Source organism: Bacillus crepusculi (assembly GCF_014764715.1).
Taxonomy (GTDB): domain Bacteria; phylum Bacillota; class Bacilli; order Bacillales; family Bacillaceae; genus Bacillus.
In genome coordinates this window covers 63,319-82,787 of the sequence record NZ_JACXXE010000002.1, presented here as the reverse complement: position 1 = coordinate 82,787, position 19,469 = coordinate 63,319, and the positions used below count along the sequence as shown (strand labels likewise).

General features: G+C 44.7%; 21 protein-coding genes. 3 read left to right on the top strand and 18 right to left on the bottom strand.

Annotation, left to right across the window (positions count from 1 at the left end; all coding sequences use genetic code 11):
* Positions 1-331 precede the first annotated feature (331 nt).
* From isdG to IEE86_RS04315, 11 genes are all read right to left on the bottom strand, one after another.
* A complete protein-coding gene (gene isdG, locus IEE86_RS19605; protein ID WP_191096122.1) occupies positions 332-1,453 on the bottom strand; it encodes a heme oxygenase in 1,122 nt (373 codons plus the stop codon).
* 1 nt (position 1,454) lies between these two features.
* A complete protein-coding gene (locus tag IEE86_RS04360) occupies positions 1,455-2,468 on the bottom strand; it encodes a FecCD family ABC transporter permease (RefSeq protein ID WP_191096121.1) in 1,014 nt (337 codons plus the stop codon).
* Entirely contained in the window at positions 2,465-3,403 is a 939-nt protein-coding gene (locus tag IEE86_RS04355) for an ABC transporter substrate-binding protein (RefSeq protein ID WP_191096120.1), read from the bottom strand. Before IEE86_RS04355 ends, IEE86_RS04360 begins: the two co-directional genes overlap by 4 nt.
* Positions 3,404-3,421: 18 nt before the next feature.
* Positions 3,422-4,174 carry a class B sortase gene (srtB, locus tag IEE86_RS04350; RefSeq protein WP_191096119.1) on the bottom strand — a complete coding sequence of 251 codons (753 nt, stop codon included), beginning with the start codon at positions 4,172-4,174 and terminating at the stop codon, positions 3,422-3,424.
* 26 nt (positions 4,175-4,200) lie between these two features.
* On the bottom strand, positions 4,201-4,971 hold the full coding sequence (locus tag IEE86_RS04345) for an ABC transporter ATP-binding protein (protein WP_191096118.1): 771 nt from the start codon (positions 4,969-4,971) through the stop codon (positions 4,201-4,203).
* Complete coding sequence (locus IEE86_RS04340; RefSeq protein WP_191096117.1) at positions 4,958-5,944, bottom strand: FecCD family ABC transporter permease; 987 nt, start codon at positions 5,942-5,944, stop codon at positions 4,958-4,960. The genes IEE86_RS04345 and IEE86_RS04340 overlap by 14 nt, the downstream gene beginning before the upstream one ends.
* A gap of 33 nt (positions 5,945-5,977) precedes the next feature.
* Complete coding sequence (gene isdE / locus IEE86_RS04335; RefSeq protein ID WP_411955679.1) at positions 5,978-6,865, bottom strand: heme ABC transporter substrate-binding protein IsdE; 888 nt, start codon at positions 6,863-6,865, stop codon at positions 5,978-5,980.
* A 75-nt stretch (positions 6,866-6,940) separates the two neighbouring features.
* On the bottom strand, positions 6,941-8,725 hold the full coding sequence (locus IEE86_RS04330; protein WP_191096116.1) for an NEAT domain-containing protein: 1,785 nt from the start codon (positions 8,723-8,725) through the stop codon (positions 6,941-6,943).
* A gap of 19 nt (positions 8,726-8,744) precedes the next feature.
* Positions 8,745-9,398, bottom strand: coding sequence for a heme uptake protein IsdC (gene isdC, locus IEE86_RS04325; RefSeq protein ID WP_191096115.1), 654 nt, complete (start codon positions 9,396-9,398; stop codon positions 8,745-8,747).
* A gap of 20 nt (positions 9,399-9,418) precedes the next feature.
* The gene (locus IEE86_RS04320; protein WP_191096114.1) at positions 9,419-9,877 is read right to left on the bottom strand and encodes an NEAT domain-containing protein; all 459 of its coding nucleotides are present in this window, start codon (positions 9,875-9,877) and stop codon (positions 9,419-9,421) included.
* A gap of 369 nt (positions 9,878-10,246) precedes the next feature.
* The gene (locus IEE86_RS04315; RefSeq protein WP_191096113.1) at positions 10,247-10,579 is read right to left on the bottom strand and encodes a winged helix-turn-helix transcriptional regulator; all 333 of its coding nucleotides are present in this window, start codon (positions 10,577-10,579) and stop codon (positions 10,247-10,249) included.
* A 176-nt stretch (positions 10,580-10,755) separates the two neighbouring features.
* Here IEE86_RS04315 and IEE86_RS04310 point away from each other — a divergent pair, with 176 nt between their 5' ends.
* From IEE86_RS04310 to ribD, 3 genes are read left to right on the top strand one after another with little or no spacing between them, the layout of a single operon-like run.
* Positions 10,756-11,649, top strand: a complete 894-nt coding sequence (locus IEE86_RS04310; RefSeq protein WP_191096112.1) for a VOC family protein — start codon at positions 10,756-10,758, stop codon at positions 11,647-11,649.
* Positions 11,627-12,388, top strand: coding sequence for a GTP cyclohydrolase II (locus tag IEE86_RS04305; protein WP_191096111.1), 762 nt, complete (start codon positions 11,627-11,629; stop codon positions 12,386-12,388). Before IEE86_RS04310 ends, IEE86_RS04305 begins: the two co-directional genes overlap by 23 nt.
* Positions 12,375-13,466 (top strand): bifunctional diaminohydroxyphosphoribosylaminopyrimidine deaminase/5-amino-6-(5-phosphoribosylamino)uracil reductase RibD, encoded by a 1,092-nt coding sequence (gene ribD, locus IEE86_RS04300; protein WP_191096110.1) that lies wholly within the window; start codon positions 12,375-12,377, stop codon positions 13,464-13,466. Before IEE86_RS04305 ends, ribD begins: the two co-directional genes overlap by 14 nt.
* 38 nt (positions 13,467-13,504) lie before the next feature.
* On the opposite strand, the gene IEE86_RS04295 is transcribed toward ribD, so the two are convergent.
* The 7 genes from IEE86_RS04295 to IEE86_RS04265 all read right to left on the bottom strand — a co-directional run bounded on the left by IEE86_RS04295 (position 13,505) and on the right by IEE86_RS04265 (position 19,460).
* Positions 13,505-13,873 (bottom strand): VOC family protein, encoded by a 369-nt coding sequence (locus IEE86_RS04295; RefSeq protein WP_191096109.1) that lies wholly within the window; start codon positions 13,871-13,873, stop codon positions 13,505-13,507.
* Between the two features lie 173 nt (positions 13,874-14,046).
* Positions 14,047-14,889, bottom strand: a complete 843-nt coding sequence (locus tag IEE86_RS04290; protein WP_191096108.1) for a polysaccharide deacetylase family protein — start codon at positions 14,887-14,889, stop codon at positions 14,047-14,049.
* A gap of 66 nt (positions 14,890-14,955) precedes the next feature.
* On the bottom strand, positions 14,956-15,285 hold the full coding sequence (locus IEE86_RS04285) for a PTS sugar transporter subunit IIA (RefSeq protein WP_024423898.1): 330 nt from the start codon (positions 15,283-15,285) through the stop codon (positions 14,956-14,958).
* A gap of 19 nt (positions 15,286-15,304) precedes the next feature.
* Complete coding sequence (locus tag IEE86_RS04280) at positions 15,305-15,628, bottom strand: PTS sugar transporter subunit IIB (protein ID WP_191096107.1); 324 nt, start codon at positions 15,626-15,628, stop codon at positions 15,305-15,307.
* 12 nt (positions 15,629-15,640) lie between these two features.
* Positions 15,641-17,074: a glycoside hydrolase family 1 protein gene (locus tag IEE86_RS04275; RefSeq protein ID WP_191096106.1), complete on the bottom strand. Its 1,434-nt coding sequence runs from the start codon at positions 17,072-17,074 to the stop codon at positions 15,641-15,643.
* A complete protein-coding gene (locus IEE86_RS04270; protein ID WP_191096105.1) occupies positions 17,071-18,135 on the bottom strand; it encodes a mannonate dehydratase in 1,065 nt (354 codons plus the stop codon). The genes IEE86_RS04275 and IEE86_RS04270 overlap by 4 nt, the downstream gene beginning before the upstream one ends.
* A 14-nt stretch (positions 18,136-18,149) precedes the next feature.
* Positions 18,150-19,460, bottom strand: coding sequence for a PTS sugar transporter subunit IIC (locus tag IEE86_RS04265; protein ID WP_191096104.1), 1,311 nt, complete (start codon positions 19,458-19,460; stop codon positions 18,150-18,152).
* Between the last annotated feature and the right edge of the window lie 9 nt (positions 19,461-19,469).

Sequence of the window (19,469 nt, the reverse complement as noted above, 5' to 3'; positions counted from 1 at the left end):
GCCTTACATCCTCCCTTACTTTCACATGCCGAATGATTCGAGATGTTTATGCTCACCATTTCACAAATTATTCACTATTTGTTCAATGTTTCACAAAAGAAAGCCTATTAGAAATGGTTCACTCGGTGAAAATTTACTCTTGAATTTCATTCGGTTAGTTATTTATACCTGTACTTTACACCCATGCGCTTCAAAAATAAAGTAAATTTTACCTAAAAATTGGATGGTATTGTGTCAGTTGTTTGAATACTTTGTCAAAAATATGTGACGGAAAGAAAAAAATCGCAAAAAAAATAGCGCTGCATCTCGGCGGCAGCGCTGTGTTTCTTTTTTAAGCTTTTTTCTGTAAAGCAGGTCTTGTCACTTGCACCTCATAGTACGTAATTTTGTTTTTTAACAGTCCTTCAGGTTTCGCTTTTCCATGAGCGTGTGCATCACCAAACGCCTGAGATTTTGTCCAGTTCACAAAGTCTTCTTTTCGGTTCCAGCGGGTATGAATGGTCACTTCATCGTAATCGGTTGTCTGCTGCGTGACCCATACTTCCATGCCTAAAAAACCTTCCATGAATTCTACTTGTCCCTGCTTGTTAAATCGCTTGACGAGATGGTCGGCACTGCCTTTTTCTACTCTTACTTGGTTGTTTACAATGATCATGTTCTTTTCATCTCCCTTTTGTTGTTGGATCGAAGCGATTGGGATAATGAGCGGATGCTCTCCGTCTAAGTGAACCTCTGCCTGAATCCCAAAGACCTCTTTGAAAAATTCTTCTGTTAATACTTCTGTTGGTGACCCTATTTGGTGCACCTGACCACGCTTCATGGCAATGAGATGGTCACAATATTTTGCTGCCTGCTGCAAGTCATGAAGAACCATTAAAATGGTGATCCCATGCGTCTCATTCAGCTGTTTGAGCAGCTCTAGTAAATCAAGCTGATGCGCAATATCCAAATAAGTGGTCGGCTCATCCAGAATAATGGTCTCTGTCTTCTGGGCAAGCGCCATCGCAATATACGCTTTTTGCCTTTCTCCGCCTGACAATGTATGCAGCATTCTGTTTTCATTGATGCGGCTATTGGTCACATCAAGCGCCCACTCAATCGCTTCATGATCTGTCTTGGAGCTCTTTTTCCAGATTGAACGATGCGGACTTCGGCCAAGTGCGATCAGCTCACGTACTGTCATTGATGGGATCGCTGTTCTCGTCTGCATGAGAACGGCGATCTCCTTTGCAATCTCCTGTGCTGTCATCTCTTTTTGCGGTATGTCGTGAATGTAAATCATGCCGCTTTCAACCTGTGTAAGACGTGCGGCCGCTTTGATAAAGGTTGACTTTCCTGACCCATTCGGGCCAATGATTCCAGTCACCCGTCCCTTAGGAACAGCTGCCGAAATGGACGACAGCCGAAAGCCGCCTTGACTGAGACTCACGTCATCCATTGCAATCACATCCAACTTAACCCCTCCCTTTCTTTTTTAATAAATAGAGGAAGAAAGGTGCACCAATGCAGGCAAGCAAGATACCAACAGGCAATTCAACCGGTGTAAACCACACCCGTGCCGCTGTATCTGCAAAGACCACAAGTACGCCTCCACCCAGCATCGAAATCGGTAGCAGATACCGGTAGTCATCTCCAATTAAAAGACGGATAAAATGAGGGACGACAAGACCGACAAATCCAATTAAACCGCTCACGCTTACAGCCGCACCAGCTAAAAGTGCCGAAAGCGCAATTAAGAAAAACCGGGTCCGCTCTACTCTAAGGCCAAGTAGCTGCGCTGATTCATCGCCAAGCAGGAGAAGATTTGCCGGCTTGATTGCAAAAAAACAAAGACACAATCCAGCCAGCGCATATGGCGACACAAAGCTTAGGTGGTGCCAGCTCCGCCCGTTTAATCCGCCTGATAAAAAAGGCAGAACGGCCTGCACACGCTCACTATAAAGCACCATAAACCCATTCATGACCGCACCCAACAGGGCATTGACTGCCACTCCCGCCAGAATCAATTTCAGCGGTGAAACCCCTTGGTCAAATGACAGCATATACACAACAAGTGCCGCTAATAAAGCGCCAAGAAAGGCAGCGACTGGAAGCAAATAGGTGAATTGCGGAAGCACAATCATGCTGATCACAGCGGCTAACCCACCGCCGGCGGTGACACCAATAATGCCCGGATCAGCGAGTGGATTTCGGACGACTCCTTGTAAAATTGCCCCGGATGCTGCGAGACAAGCCCCAACGATGAAACCAATCAGGACACGTGGCAGCCGTAAATCCATCACAATTTTTTCATGAACAGGCTGACCTGATCCCGTCAAAGCAGCGATCATTTCTGGCAGTGACAACTGAACAGATCCTAATGCAAGTCCTAGACATGCGCCGGCACATAAAGAGAGAAACAGCCCCGGTATCAGCCATTTTCGTCTAGACTGTCTTTTTTGAAAATCTAACTCTTCATTCATTTTCATGATGACAATCGCTTCAGCTTCTTCTCAAGTTCATCAATCGCTCTGATCACTTCTGCTCCTGGATTCGTCCCAAATAGATCATTAGGCAAAATCTCGACATGTCCATTTTTAACAGCTGACACATCGTGCCATGCCGCATTCTGCTTCATTTCACTCATAAAACCCGCTTTCACATCTTCAGGATGACTGTGTGTCATAAGCAGAATAAGATCAGGATCGGCTTCGATCACCTTCTCTGCATTGATCTGTGCGTATTGAGGGAATTTTTCGAGCGCCGGTTCATTCTCAGCAATGTTCACGCCCCCAGCGATGTGCAGTAAATCCCCGCTTAAGGAGTGAGGAAGTGCCGCCATATATGTGCCGGGTGCACCGTACACAACGAGTGTTTTCACTTTTTTCTTAGGCTGCTTGACCTGCTTTTTCCGCTGATCGATTTGCATGTTGAGTGCTTTTGCCTCTTGCTGCTTTCCGAGCAAATCCCCGAACAATGAAATTTGACGCTGGATATCCTTCACTGAATTAGCACTTGTCAACAGAAGCTGTGAACCAATTCCTTCTATTGTTGAGATGTCCTTGCTGTTTAATTGTTCATTCCCAAGCACAACATCGGGCTTTAAGTTTGTGATTAGTTCTACATCAAATTGATGCGTTGTGCCAATCGCTTGTACGGACTTTGCCTTTTGTAAACTGTCTGGTAACTCGGCAGTAGGACGACCGACCACCTTTCCGCCTAAGGCATAAATGATGCTCATGTCTCCAGTCGACAACGAGATGATCCGCCGAGGAGATTCATCAAATGACAGTGTTCTGCCGGCAAAATCCTTTATTGTCAAGTCTCCTTGCCCGCTCCCTTTCTTTACCGGTGCTGCCTGACTGCATCCTCCGAGGAGAAGCATGAAGACGAGTCCCGCCAAGATCACTTGTGAAAATTTCAACCGCCTGTCTCTCCTTTTTTAGTAAACTTTCTTTAGCTTTGCCTGTACCACAAGACGCCCGTTTTTAGGGGCAAGCACATGGTCACAGGTCGATAAGGTGAGGATGAGGTCATCTGTGGACACGTCTGTCTTCGTTTGATAGATTGATTTCTTCCGCACAGCTTGCAGGTAGTGCGCATATTCGCCAAGATCCTGAAAATCGGTTTGAATATAATCAAAGTCAACCGTCGTTTCATACACAGCAAAAATCTCCGCTTCATAGCTTTGATACAGCGTATCGTACTGAAATGTCCGGTGCTCATAGAAGAAATCTTGTTTTAAATAGTGTGTGAGTCCAGCGAACATGGATCCATCCCTCATCCGATGACCGTACACCACTGTATTTGGACTTTCATGCAGGACGTCATGACGATAATCCATAAAAATACTGCCTGCCCGGGTGTCTTTTTTTAAATAATTGCGAGTTAAGTAGAATACATTATCGCGAGATTGAACAATCGGGTATTGAATCATCGTGTCCTTCATATTGATCCAGCCGACAATATCGTCATTCACCTTCCGCAGCTCATCAAATGACGTACGGATTTTTCCCGTTTCCCATTTTTCGTTCGTTTTTTCCTCTTGTCCATACATCGCCTGAGCCTTTGCAAGCACCTGGCGATTTTGATAATAGCCGAACAGCTCTAAGCCGATGGCTGTACCACTATAAATGAATACACCTAAACAGACGATCGTCAGCATCCGCTGCCAGAGCCGTTTTCCTCGTTTCACACTGTCTCACCTGCTTTTTGCACAGCTTATATGCCAACAGGTACGATGTACATCCCTGTTTCTGCATCCTGTCTAATCGTGACGGATACCTCATAAATATGCCGTACATTCTCTTCTGTTAATACATCTTTTGGCTGCCCTTCACTGATAATCTGTCCATCCTTCATTGCAATGATGACATCACTGTAGCGGACAGCCTGATTCATATCGTGCAGCACCATGACAATCGTTAATCCATGCATGGCATTCAGCTCACGGATCAGCTCAAGAATGTCAAATTGATAGTAGATATCCAAATAGGTTGTCGGTTCATCTAGGAAAAGGATCGGTGTTTTCTGTGCAAGTGCCATCGCAATCCATACCCGCTGACGCTCCCCGCCTGACAGTGAGGCAAGCGGCACCTTTCGTTTTTCCGTTAGCTTTGTACTGGATAGCGCCCACTCTATCGCTCTCTCATCCTCTTCCTTGTCCCCACCTCGCATCGTCTGATACGGCGTTCTGCCAAATGCCACAACCCGTTCGATCGTTAAATCAAGCGGCGCTTCATTTTGCTGATGGACAACAGCCAGCTTTTTTGCCAGTTCCTTTGGCTTGAACGCACTCAGCGCTTGGCCATCTAAATGAATCTGCCCTTTATTTGGACAATGATTATTCGCCATCAAGGAAAGCAGCGTAGATTTTCCCGAGCCATTTGGCCCGATAATGGTTGTGATTTTCCCTTGTTCAATCTGTGTTGTGACCGATTGAACGATGCTCTTTTGCTGGTCATAGGAGAATGACACCTCACGAATGTCCATGGAGACGGTCCCCCCTTCTTAATAAAAAGATCAGAAACGGCCCGCCAATGACAGCCATGATGGTCGAAGCAGGGATTTCATTTGGCGCAACAAGTGTTCTTCCGAGCGTATCGGCTGTCAAAATGAGCAAAGCCCCGCTTAACGCAGAAAATGGAATCAGCACCCGGTGATCTGAGCCGACAAGTCTTCTTGAAATGTGCGGGATGAGCAAGCCGACAAAGGCAATCACGCCCGCTACCGCAGCTGTCACCGCCGCAAGTAAAACCGCTGTGATGGAAATCAAAAGGCGCATTCGGGTCACACGCAATCCTAAATTTTTCGCTGTCTTGTCCTGAAGAGCCAAGAGGTTACACCACCTGCTGAAGAAAAGGGCAACGAGAAGGCCGATGGCGCCATAGACGCCGATTAAACGGACATCTCCCCACGTTTTCATCGTGAGATTCGACTGCCCTGACTGATTGATCGTGATATTGAAATAGCTGCAAATGGTGACAAATGCTTCAGCCATCCCTGTAAACATGGCATTGATGGCGATCCCAACCAAAATCATCCGGATTGGGCTTAAACCACCCTTCCAAGACAGGACGTACACGAGGAAACACGCAATGGCCCCGCCTAATATCGAAAATAAAGGAGAGTAGAAATAAAATTGAGGAAGCGCTGTAATCGCCATTAAAGAAAAGAAGCTGGCTCCTGATGAAATCCCAATGACCCCGGCATCAGCTAATGGATTTCTCATGACCGACTGCAATAGTACACCGGAGACAGATAAGGCTGCCCCTGTAAACATTGCGATGAGCACGCGGGGGATTCTCAAATCTTTAATGATTTCTACCTGTGCATGTTGACCGGTGATAAGCCCTTCTAATAATTCAATCGGAGTGACATGAATACTCCCAGTAATGGCGGAATAAATAAACACGCAGACCAGTAAGAGACTGACTATCAGAAATAAAATCCCTGTTTTTTTCATCTTGAACGTCCTTTTATCATTAAGATTCGCCGCTTATGACGGATACAGCATACGCGTTAATTCATCTAATGCCTCTGCTGCTTTTAAATTGCCTGTTGTCCCGAATAAGCTTTCTTCTAGGTCATACACCCGGTCTTGCTTGACTGCATGAAAATGCTTCCAGATGTCATTTGTTTTGAATTCTTGATCAAACATGCGGACGACTTCATCTGGCATCCCATGTGCGGCCCTGAGAATGATATCTGGATTGGCCTTTTGTAAATACTCCGTATTGGATGCCAAATACTCCATTTTCTCACCTTTGACAATGTTCTCTCCGCCTGCGATACGCACAAGATCACCGATATATGATTTCTCTGTCGCCACCAAATAACTGCCTGGTACACCAAGCAAAATGAGAACGGTCGGCTTGCGCTTGCCCTTCGTTTTTTCTTGTATGTCTTTCTTTTTTTGCTCAAAATCAGACACAATGCGCTCGGCTTGTTTCTTTCTGTCATACTGATCTCCAAGCTTCGTGATGGCCTTCTCCATGTTGCCAAGGCTCTCAAGGTTTAAGTATGTGGCAGGGACACCTGCTTGCTGAAAGGGTGTCTCTAAATCATACTGAAGGGTCGTGACAGACAGGACATCTGTCGGTTGAAGTGATTGGATGATTTCCATATCCGGGCTCATTGGGTTGCCGACTTCTGGCAGTCCCTTGTAACGAGCCGGCAAGGATTTTTGACTTGTTGGCACCCCGACAAGATCCACCTCTAAAGCATCCATGATCTCCACAGCAGCTACAGTCGTTGCCACAATGCGCGCACTTGATTCTGTGCTTTTTTTGCCTTTCGCTGGGCTTTCAGCTGACTGTGAGCATCCCGACAAGATCACGCACACACTGAAAGCAGCGATCAGGATACATAACATTCGATGCTTCAAAAACAGAAGCCTCCTTTCGAAAAAAGAGAGTGAATGCGCCGAGTTGACTGGCGCATCTCACTTTAATTAAACCAATTATCTTGTACGTGTTTGATATTTCCTTACGAGTACGAATAACGCCCCGCCGAATAAAAGAATATACACCCAAAGAAGAGAGGGATCTCCTGTTTTCGGGTTCAGTTGTCCAGACCCAGATTTGGTTTGGTCATCTGATGGAGTAAATGTCATCTGCTCTGCGCCCGTTTCCTCTGGCGTTAGGTTCTCAAGTTGATCCGTTTGAGAATCGTGATCATTTGGATTTTTAACAAAGCCGATACTCTCATCGTCTCCAATGATCGTGGCAACTCCGCTTCCTTCACCAAGAGCAATTCCTTTTGTGTCATAGACAAGTTTGACATCGTACTGCTCATGATAATTCGCAGCTGGAATATCAATTTTCACCCGCGCTGCCTGTTCACTGCTTAAACTTTTTGCTTCATATTGAATCACTCGTGTATCTGCTTTTTGATCTGTTTTTGCCACAAGCGTTTCTTCAAACTTCCCGCCCGTTCCTACTTGGAAGGACGTGATGGCTGAGCTGTTCTTCACTGTATATGAAACGAAATGACGGCCATTTTTCACCACCAATGTCGCAGGGCTCACGACGTAATCGTTCATACGAGAAGGCTCATCCTTATCTGCTTTCTTCATTGAGAAAGGAAGCTTGTATACACCATCTTTTAGCTGAACCGTCTCTTGACCAGCTCCGCCATTATTCGTTTCTGGTGCTGGTGCGTTTGGTTTTGATGTTTCTGGTACAGCGGGTGTTTCTTCCTCTACCTGACTGTCCTTAAGTGGAGCGATACTCTTTGCATCAAATTGAAAACGAATATCGTAGGTTTGGTCATAGTTAGCGGCTGCCACCACAATGTGTACTTTTCCTTTGACCGCTTTTTTCAGATCAGCCACATCAAATGAAACCACTCTTGTGTTCTTCGCTTGATCTGTGCTGACAGTTTTTACTTCTTGATAAGAGCCGTTTTTCTCTGTTTTCAAAGAAGCTACAGACGTATGGTCCTTCACTGTAAAGGAAATGGTTTGCTTTCCATTTTTAATAGTTAGGGATGCAGGATGCGAGAAGTATTGATTCATCCGAGATGCCTCGTCCTCATCCCCTTTGAGCACACTGTAATTCATGCGATACACGCCATCTTTTAATTGATTTTGCGTAGAATCGTCAGGTGTTGTCGATTGATCGTCGGGCGTTGTACCAGTTTGATCATCTGGCTTTGTTTCGTTATCGTCGGGCTTTGTGCCAGTTTGGTCATCCGGCTTTGTTTCGCTATCATCCGGTTTTGTGCCCGTTTGATCATCTGGTGTTGTACCGCTATCGTCTGGCTTTGCAGGCGTCACGAGAGTTAGACTACTTTGATCGAATGCGAGCTGTACGTCATACGCTTCGTCATAAATAAAGCCGCCTAAATCCCAGTAAATTTTGACCCAGCCATTTAATTTGGCTGATAAATCGGCTACATCAAACTTGATCACACGAGTATTGGCTGTTTCATCCTCACTAACCGTTTCAGTGGTGACAAGAGCGCCATTTTGTTCGACCTTAAAATCTGTGATTTCTTTGCTTTGCTTCAGCGTGACATAGGCTGTCGTTTTGCCATTTTCCACAATCAGCTTAGCTGGCTTTTCTGTATAGGTATCCATCATGGACGCTTCAGTGCTGCCATTTTTTAAAATAGTGAATCCGGCCGTGTATTCACCATCAACAAATGATGCCGCCTGCGCCGTTCCTTGAGGAATCTGAAACGCAGTCAACAAACTGAATAAAACGAGCAGAATGGCTGCCTTTAGATGAAAAAGACGTTTCAAATGGTGACACTTCCTTCCGTTAATGCTTGATGATCCACTTCCTTGCTAAAAATCCGCCTGAACAAAGGGCAAGCACAAGGAGCCATCCCACCTGGCTTGTATCACCAGTTTGAGGATTCTCTTCTTGTTTCGTAGTGGATGAATCCGTTTTGTTCGTTGATTCTTTTGAGAGCTGCTGATTTTCTGCTGCACCCGCTGTTTCGTTCGAACTATTAGAAGAAAGTGACTTGATACTGCTCTCATCGAATTTCAGCTGGATTGTATAATCATGATCATAATCAGCAGATTTGACAGTGACATGAATTTTTGACTTGATTGGTTTAGACAAGCTCTGCGCTTGGAATTGAACGAGCCTTGTGTTGGCTTTTTTATTCGTCGAAAGAACCGCTGTATCGACATAGCCCCCATTTCCCGGCACTTTAAATTCCGTTACCCAGCTGCTATTTTTAAGGGTCATTTGCACTGTCAGTTTCCCATTTTTCGCAATGACCTTTGCTGGCTTCAGCCAGTAATCATTTGCCATAGAAACCGCATTTCCTTCAGCCTTCAGCACAGTGTAGTTGACGGAGTATGTACCATCCTTTAATGTGGCAGCCTGTGCGTTTGAAAAAGGCAGCATCAGTGCCAATAAAAAAGCGGCCATGAAGGCTGGTAGCCTCATCCATTTTTTCATCAAGCGAATTTCCTCCCTTTCTATTGAACAGACGCTGCATCAAACTTGAGTCGAATATCATAATTGCCTGTATAGCCGATGACCGGTACAGTCACACTCACTTTTGCTGGTACGACCTCTGTCAGGCTGTTCACATTGAATTCTACCGTTCTCTTATTGTCAGCTGTGTTTGTGCTGATCACCTTCGCATCTTTGTAGACACCTTGATCGAGTGTTTGAAAGCTTGTGATCCAAGAGCTGTTTGTTAACGTGACTTGTGCTTTGATTTTCCCATCCTTCACAACAAGCTTGGCTGGTTTTTCAAAATACGTATTCGCTGTTGAAGTCGAATCGCTATCTGCTTTCCATACCACATATTGAGCTGAATATTGACCATCTGCTAAGCCTGCTGCTGAGGCTGAGCTAACCGGAGCTAGAGCAAATAAAAGAACAAAACTAAAGAATAATAATACGTGTGATGTTGAACGAATGGCTTTCATATGAACCCTCCTAAATGATATTGATAATTATTCTCAATAGACAATAAAAAAAATAACCTTCATAAGTGCAGGATCACACTTACAGATGATTATGATAATCATTATCAATTGAGGTGAAAAAATAAATCTTTGCTTCCTAAAAGTCAAAGATGTCTACTTCTAATTGATGATTGTTGCGTGTTTTAGGCAATCTGTCCCATTCATGATACCATGGCATAACCTCCATTCCATTACAGGGAAAAGAACCCTCTTCTTCTTGATCTTATATGATGGGTGAATTTATTGTCAACATCATTTTTCATACTATTGACTTAGATTTCTGGAAAATCGCACAAAAAAATTTCGATCAGACATACTGATCGAAATCGATTAGGAAGGGACATGTTCCCCTTTTTTGCTGTTTATACGCGCTAAAGACCATGCGTACATTTCACGAATAATGGGCTCTATTTTCTTCCCTTGCGCTGTTAATTCGTATTCAATTCTCACTGGAATGTCTGGATATACTTTTTTCTCAACGAGTCCTTCAGCCTCTAAATCCTTTAGCCTTTCTGATAATAATCTGCCGCTGATATTCATTTCGTTTTCAAGCTGACAGAAGCGCTTGGGGCCTGTCAGAAGCTGATTGATGATGAGAATGACCCACTTCTTGCCTAGAATCTCCATGGCATCTGTGATTGGACAGCCATCTACTTGAGTCATACCTTACTCCCTCCTGCTTTTCTCTCTTTTTTTCATTATACCACAATTAATTACTTGAAATAAGTTACTAACTATTATATAGTTTAGTTACTAAAAGTAACAAGGTATTCATTTTTATAGATTTTCAAAAACACTTGAACATGCCGATGCATATATCATGAAGGAGATGACCGAGCTTGAAGACAATAGAGCAGCTAAGATTGGGTGTAACAGAATTACATGTGTCCAGCTTTAAACGTTCTTTACCTTTTTATACAGACATTTTAGGATTTACAATATTAGAACAGACAGCTTCCACGGTGACACTTGGCAGCAATGCAAAGGAACCGATTCTTTTGTTAAAAGAAGATGCACAGCTGAAGGAAAAGCCTGACCATGAGCCGGGCCTATATCATTTTGCAGTTTTATTACCTACCAGAAAAAACCTGGGCACATGGCTGGCACATGTGATCAAAAAAGGCTATCCTTTAATTGGAGCAAGCGATCATTTTTTCAGTGAAGCCATTTATTTAAGTGATCCAGACGGCATTGGCGTTGAAATTTATGCTGATCGCCCTGAGGACGTTTGGGTAGGTGAGCATGGAGAACTGAAAGGTGGCGGAAACGCTCCTCTTGATGGAGATGGTCTCCTGCAAGAAGCCGCTGATACCACATGGCAAGGACTCCCTGCCGGTACAGTGATGGGACACTTGCATTTCCATCTGAACCCAGAAGAAGCTGATTCCTTTTATGTCAATACGCTCGGTTTTCATATCCGAATGGCTCCACCAGCAAGCGTATTTATCGCCGCTGGTTTGTATCACCATCACCTTGCCTTTAATGCATGGGGACGCGGAAGAAAAGGAGCCATTGATCCACGTTTTACAGGAATAAGAAGCTTTACACTGATTTTCCCAAAAGAAGCAGACAGACAGTCCGTCGTTGAACGTCTGGCAAAAGCAGGCACTCAAGTGAAAACGACAGGAAAAAGTAGCGAATTTGTTGATCCATTTGGCGTTCTCGTTCGTTTACAGATTGAAGAAACAGACAAAAAAGAAGGTGCAGAACATGGACAAACACACAGAGGTTAAAACAGCCATTTTAAAAGATAAAATCAAACGAGTACAGCAAGAGGACGGGTATATATATATTACTGGACCCATTAAACTGCCAGTGAATTTAGATGGTAGAACGGTGATGTTTAATTGGTATTCATGGTTAAAGGACGACGGGTTAGAGCCATTGTCAGATGAAGCTTTAATTGAAAGCCTCTCCTCCCGTGAGCTTGCCAATCAACAGCAATCAAGCGTGCTTGTATATGGGGATTTTGAGCATGCTGACGAAGCCCTTATCCGCATGCATTCCATTTGCCACACAGGCGATATTTTTGGAAGCAAGCGCTGCGACTGCGGGTTCCAATTGAAGCAGTCCATGCGAATGATTGAGGACAACGGAGCAGGTGCTCTATTTTATTTAGCCAACCATGAAGGACGTGGCATCGGGCTTTTCAGTAAAGCGATGGCTTATATTCTTCAAGAAAATGGCTACGATACAGTAGAAGCGAACGAAGCACTTGGTTTTGAAGATGACACGCGTCAATATGAAGAAGCGATTGCCGTTCTTCAAACCCTTCGTACAAAGCCGGTCACACTCATTACAAATAATCCGAAGAAAACAGATGCCATCAGTCATGCAGGTCTATCTCTTTCTGGACGTATCCCGCTTTGGGGTGATGTCTCTGAATTCAACGAAAAATACTTGCAGACAAAAATCAACCGCTCAGGTCACATGAAGGCGGAGCAAGAGGTGCGTACGATTGCCACATCATGAGCGATATATGAATCTAGCCTTGGAAAATGCACGTGCAATGAAAGGACAGACATCGCCGAACCCGCTCGTCGGGGCTGTAATTGTACGGGAGAATGAAATTGTTGGTGTCGGTGCTCACATGAAAGCCGGCGAACCGCATGCTGAAATTCATGCACTCAAAATGGCTGGAGACAAGGCAAAAGGAGCCACGATTTATGTGACCCTCGAGCCTTGTTCCCACCATGGCCGCACAGGTCCTTGCGCGGAAGCACTTGTGAAAGCTGGCGTCGAAACCGTTGTCGTAGCCGCTCTTGATCCGAACCCGCTTGTCGCTGGCCGCGGGATTGCCATTTTACAAGACGCAGGCATTCAAGTCATTACGGGCGTACTTGAACAGGAATCCATTCTCATGAATGAGGTGTTTAACCACTTTATTACGAAAAAAACACCTTTCGTAACGCTCAAGGCGGGTATCACGTTAGACGGAAAAATTGCATCTGCTACCTCTGACAGCAAGTGGATTACATCTGAGACGTCCCGTTATGATGCCCACCATATCCGCAGTATCAATGATGCGATTTTGGTCGGCGCTCAAACCGTGATCCATGACGATCCTTCATTAACCGCGCGGATTCCAAATGGCCATCATCCCATTCGAATTGTCTTAGACTCTAAGCTGTCGATACCGCTGACAGCAAAGGTCGTCACCGATCAGCTGGCACCTACATGGATCTTTACAACAAAGCAAGCCGATGAGGAAAAACGATCCGCTTTAGAAGCTGCTGGCGTCCGTGTCTTTATGACAGACAGCGACACGCGGGTGCCCCTGAAAGAAGTGCTTCAAGTGCTAGGAGAAAGAAATGTCTCCTCCCTTATGATTGAAGGCGGCGGCCAGGTCAATGCCTCATTTTTAGAGCAGCAGCTTGTAGACAAATTGGTCATCTATATGGCGCCTAAGCTCATTGGCGGGCGACTGTCCCCTTCCTTTTTCGGAGGCGAAGGCATACGCCTCATGAGTGATGCCATTGAACTAGATCGACTCGCCATTGAACAACTGGGGAAAGATATCAAAATAACGGGCTATCCCGTTTACCAATAACAGGCTGTCTAGATTTTCTAGACAGCCTTTTTATTTTTCTACCCTATTCTCTCTAAAAATTCAATTCGATTTCCAAATGGATCATCTACATAGAACCTGATTGCTCCATCTAAGGGCTGATCTTCTTTTATAAGAATGTGATGTTTCATGAATGTCTCTTTTAAATTTGATAAACTCTTTACTTGAAAAGCTGGATGAGCTTTTTTAGCAGCATGAAATGGATCTTCAATGCCAATATGAAGCTGCTGATTTCCGCATTGAAACCAAACACCACCACGTTTAGCTAGATGACTAGGCTTTGGTATTTCCCTCATTCCTAAAATTTCTCCAAAAAACAAACGTGCTTTCTCTTCACTCCCCTTTGGGGCAGCCAATTGGACATGATCGATCCCTAAGAAATTGGACATCCTCGCTCTCCTTTCTCTTTCCAACATCCAAAAAACATCATGTTTTTACTATCAAGTTTGAAACGAAGCCTAGTTGATATCCTCAAAGCCATATGATGTTGTCGATTCACTAATCAACACTGCGAAGCTTGTCGTAAAATGTTTCATGTGAAACATCTATAAGCTGATCTCGATCAATTCCCTTCTATCAGCCTGCCAAAGCTTTCGGGTGAAAGTCCTGGTGAAATGCGTAGGCGGTGTAAGGACATCATGCCTTGTTCCTTCTTCGCACGTCCCGGTTCAGTCGTAACAGCCATCTGATATCCCGCTTCCTTCGCCAGCTTCAACGTGTCTTCGTTATAGCGCCCAACCGGATAACTGACCATTCTCGTACGCTGAGAAAATCGCTGATCAAAGAATGTCTTTGACCCTTTTAATTCCTCTTCCTGCTGCTCCTGTGATAGACGATTAAGTTCTAAATGATGGACCGTATGACTCTCAATTGATAGTCCATGTGCGATCATCTCATCCATCTGATCGTCTGTTAAGTGGTTCGGACGGCCAATGGATTGCTCAATCATGAAAATCGTTGCTTTCATCCCATACTGCTTTAAAATCGGAAATGCTTTTGTGTAGTTGTCCGTATATCCATCGTCAAATGTAATGAGGACACACTTTTCACCTGGCTTCATATTTGTTGTGAAGACGCGGTACGCCTCTTCCGGCGACAGCGTAACATAGTCGTTGTCCTTGAGCCATTTCATATGAGCCGCAAATTCACTCTTTGGCACACGTAACGAGTTACCGCTGGAGATACTGTGATACATCAATATCGGAAGCTCAACCGGCTCCTTTTGCTCAATCCAGTTTGGTGCAGCTTCTTTCTGCTGAATTTGTTTTGTTTCTTTTGCTAGTAATGGTCCCTTTTCCTCTTTGACGACTTGCTTGGTTCCTTCTGTTTGCTCCTTCATTCCCATACAGCCTGAAATGAGCAGCATCACAAGTCCAACCGCAATCAATATACATGTTTTCTTCATTCACCAATCCTGCTTTCTCTTTATCTACCGAATGATTATAACAGAAATTGGTTAATCGCTGACCTTTTATTTTGACAGGGTGTTCATTTTTTTACACATTTCGATCATTTCAATGGCGAGCAGATGAATGGTCTCTGTTGTGAGCATTTGATCCTCTGCATGTATCAGCAGTAAAGAAAAGGGAAGCTGTTCACCTGCCGCCTCTTTTTGAATGAGCGACAAGTGCAGGTTGTGGATGCTTCGAAATGCTTCTTCCCCTTTTTCGATCAGCTGCTGTGCTTTTTCAAAATCATCAGCTCTTGCGAGACGAATCGCTTCTACATAATGACTTCTCGCCTCACCTGCATGGGCAATGATTTGAAAGGCTGCTCCCTGCATTTCCTCTAATACCGTCATCTGCTTCTCCTCCAATTGCTCAAGATTCATTTGCTAGCTTCAGTGCATGCTCTAGAATTTTTTCTCCGTTTGCTGTTCCGTATAATCTCACATTGACGACATCGACAGGTATTTGATAGGGTGCCGCTGTTTTTTCTGCTGCTTTTTTCATAAAGCTTACTTGCGGTCCAAGCAAAATCACCTGTACATCCTCTCCATGCTCTTCTAGTTCATCCGCAACGGCTCCTTCAGGTATGGCATAAATATAGTAGTCCAGCCCTTTAGCTTCTGCGGCAGCCTTCATTTTGGACACCACAATGGATGTCGACATTCCTGCGGCACAAGCGAGTATGATTCGTTTCATATTCCATCACTCCTATTGAAAGATGACTTCTGATTCAACCTTCAGTTCCCTTGTTTTGATTAATGTCTGGTACCAATACGCTGATGCTTTCAGCTGACGATTCCGTTCATTCTCAAGCTGGATTTCGACTAATCCGTAGCGGTTTTTAAAGGCATTCATCGGTGAAACATTATCCGTAAATGCCCACAGCATATAGCCCGTGCAATTCGACCCTTCTGCTTTTGCTTGAAGTGCCCACTTCAAATGCTGGCTGATAAATGAAATTCGGTACTGATCATCAATGATCCCGTCTTCTTTTTTAAACCGTTCTTCCTTTTCTACACCCATGCCGTTTTCGGCCACAAACCACTCAATATTTCCGTATTCTTCTTTTATTCTCATCCCCATATCATAGACAATGTTCGGGTAGATTTCCCAGCCTCTGAATGGATTCATTTTTCTCCCTGGCAGCTCAAACATATCGTAATAATAGGATGGATGAAAGGGCGTCCCATCGTTCCAAGCCTTACTCGGCGCCTTGACACGATACGGGTAGTACAAGTTGAGCCCAACGACATCCACCGTATGATCCTTGATGATCTGAAGCTCTTCCTCTGTGGCATCGAAAAGAATATCATGCTTTTTCAATACATTGAGCAGTTCCTTTGGATACTCCCCTTTGATGGAGGGATCTAAGAACACGCGATTAAAAAACAAATCATACATACGGGCTGCTTCTTGGTCATGCGGGGCAGATGATCGTGCATATGTCACTTCTGGATTGAGAATCACCCCGATTTTTGCACCTGTCGATTCCTTCAAACCTAGCTCCCGAAACAGCTTCACCACTTTCGCTGTTGCCAGCACTTTATGATAGTTCCACTGCATCCATTTCTTCGTATTTTGCTCAAACGGGTACCGGATGGCATCTAGATAAACACGTGTCTGGACAACAATCGGTTCATTAAAGCTAAACCAATGTTTGACCCGGTCCCCGTAGCGCTCAAACACCTTTTCCGCATAGAGAACAAACAGCTCGACGACATGCTTTGAGGACCAGCCACCGTACCTCTCAAGCAAAACGGCAGGCAGCTCATAATGCTCTAAGCAAAACATCGGCTCTACACCTGCGGCGATTAATTCATTGATCAAATCATCAATGTAACGAGCATAGGTCTCATCCACAATCCCATTCTCGTAATCTATGAGAAATCTTGACCAATTGATCGATGTCCTGTAATGAGTCAGTCCAATTTCTTTCATTAAGGTTACATCTTCAGGATAACGCTCGTAAAAGTTCGTCGCACCAGCCGGCCCATATCCTTCGTGCCATACGTGATACCCTTCCTTATACCATAAGTCGATGTAAGAGTCCTGATGCGCTTGTTTGCCTTTCCATCCCTCCGTCTGCCAAGCAGAAGCTGCGGCACCTAGAATAAAATCACTTGGAATCTGCATTTTGTTCATGTCGCCACCTGCTCTTTCTTCGTTTGAATTTGAAGTCCCTCCCAAATCCCTTGTAAATACAAAGCCCCAAGCGCTCGATCATATAAACCGTAGCCAGGTCTGCCTCTCTCGCCAAAGATCAAACGTCCATGATCTGGCCGAACATAGCCCGCAAAGCCCTCTTCAAACAAAGCCTTCACAATCGCCCCCATATCGAGACTTCCTGCTGACGAAAGGTGCGCCGATTCTTCAAAATCACCATTCTCATGCACGTTGACATTTCGCAAATGGGCAAAATGGATGCGCCCTTTTCTCGCATATTTACGTGCAAGTGACGGAACATCATTCTTCGCATCACAGCCGAGTGAGCCAGAGCAAAAGGTGAGGCCATGCTCAGATCGATCATCGAGCTGAAGGATACGATCCAATTGCTTTTCACCACTGACAATACGAGGCAGACCGAATATGTCCCAAGGAGGGTCGTCCGGATGGAGCGCCATGTTGATGTTTTCTTCTGCGGCAACTGGAATGATCTTCTTCAAGAAATAAACCAGGTTCTCAAACAGCCCTTCCGCTCCAAGTTCTCTGTACTCAGCCATCAACTGTCTCATTTCACTCTGCGTATAGGACGTATCCCATCCCGGTAAAGACATATGATCTTTCTCTATATCCATGTGTTTAAGCTGATGCTGAAAATAGGCAAGAGTCGTCGATTGATCTGCCAATGGAAAGTCGAGCTGCGTTCGAGTCCAATCAAGGACAGGCATGAAGTTATAACAAATCACCCTCACACCATGCTTCGCTAATCGGCGGATATTTTCTTGATAATGCTCGATATAGACTTTCCGGCTCGGCTTTCCAAGCTTAATATCTTCATGGATAGGAAGACTTTCTACGACCTCAAAGGAAAGTTTATGTCTCTCGATTTGCGCCTTTAAATGGGTAATCCTTTCCTCAGGCCATAGGTCACCAACTGGTACATCATAGACAGCACTGACAACGCCCTTCATGCCTGGAATTTGACGTATATATGCGAGTGAAACAGGATCATCCTCTCCATACCATCTAAACTGCATGTTCATTCATGACCCTCCTTTTATTCTGAATCTGGTGCCGCTTCTGGCTTGCGGTTAGACAATAGAACAAATGGCAAATAGATAAAAACAGCGACCACAATACAGATGAGCTGTGTGATGACAGCCCCCATGCTGCCAGCGGTGGATAGCCACGCATTGACAATCGGTGGTGTCGTCCACGGCACCATCACGACTGCTTTTCCCGCAAATCCTGTAGCTGTCGCAATATAACCAATCGTCCCTGTCACAAGCGGTGTGATGATAAACGGGATCGCCATTACGGGGTTTAACATGACGGGTAATCCAAAAATAACGGGTTCATTGATATTGAACAGTCCAGGTCCTGATGAGAGCTTGGCAATGCTTCGCATCTCTTCCCTTCTCCCAGCAATAAAAATCGCAATCAAGAGTCCAATGGTCACACCTGAACCACCGATACTCATATACACATCCCAAAACGGCATCGTGATGATATTCGGAATCTCTTTTCCCTCTTGAAAAGCCGTCATATTCACAGCAATCGATCCTAATAATAGCGGCTCCCGGATCGGCTTAATCATTTGATTGCCATGGATGCCAATCACCCAGAAAAATTGCGCGACAAACATCAACGTTAAAATACCTGGCAGCCCTTGCACAACACTTTCAAGCGGGCGCTGCACCACGTTATACACCGCTTCGTGCAAATAAATGCCTGTCACACGGTGAAACGCAAACCCGAATGAACTGATGATTGTAATTGTAATAATTGATGGAAAAAGTGACGAAAAAGATGTCGCAACATTCGACGGAACAGAATCTGGCATCTTGATTTGAAGCCATTTCACCTCGGTCAGCTTACAAAAGATCTCCACAGATACAATCGCAATGATCATCCCTAAAAATAAGCTTTTTGGATCAGAGAACTGTCTTGCCAGTACATCTACTACCTCACGCATCGATCCATCGACCTCAAGAAGAAGTGTCGTTGGAATAACAGATATAAATGAAATCAATGCCATAAGCCCCGGGAACAGTGACTTGTGTCCGTTGATTTTCCCAAGCTCAATCCCTATGAGGAACACAGCCCCAATCGTTAAAAAGTTCAGCGTGGCATAATTGATTGCTTTCATAATCGGCTGAAGCTCTGCTAAAAACCTGAATATCTCAAAATGAGCAAGCCCCGTTTCCGGACTCATGATCATATTCGCCACCAGTACAGCAAAAGCCCCTGTAATGATGATTGGCATTAGTGTAACAAATGCCTGTTTAATCGCCATAATATATTTCTGATTGGTGATGCGATAAGCGACATGTCCCATGACGTCTGCTGCTTTCTCCTTAAAGCTCATGATCCGTCT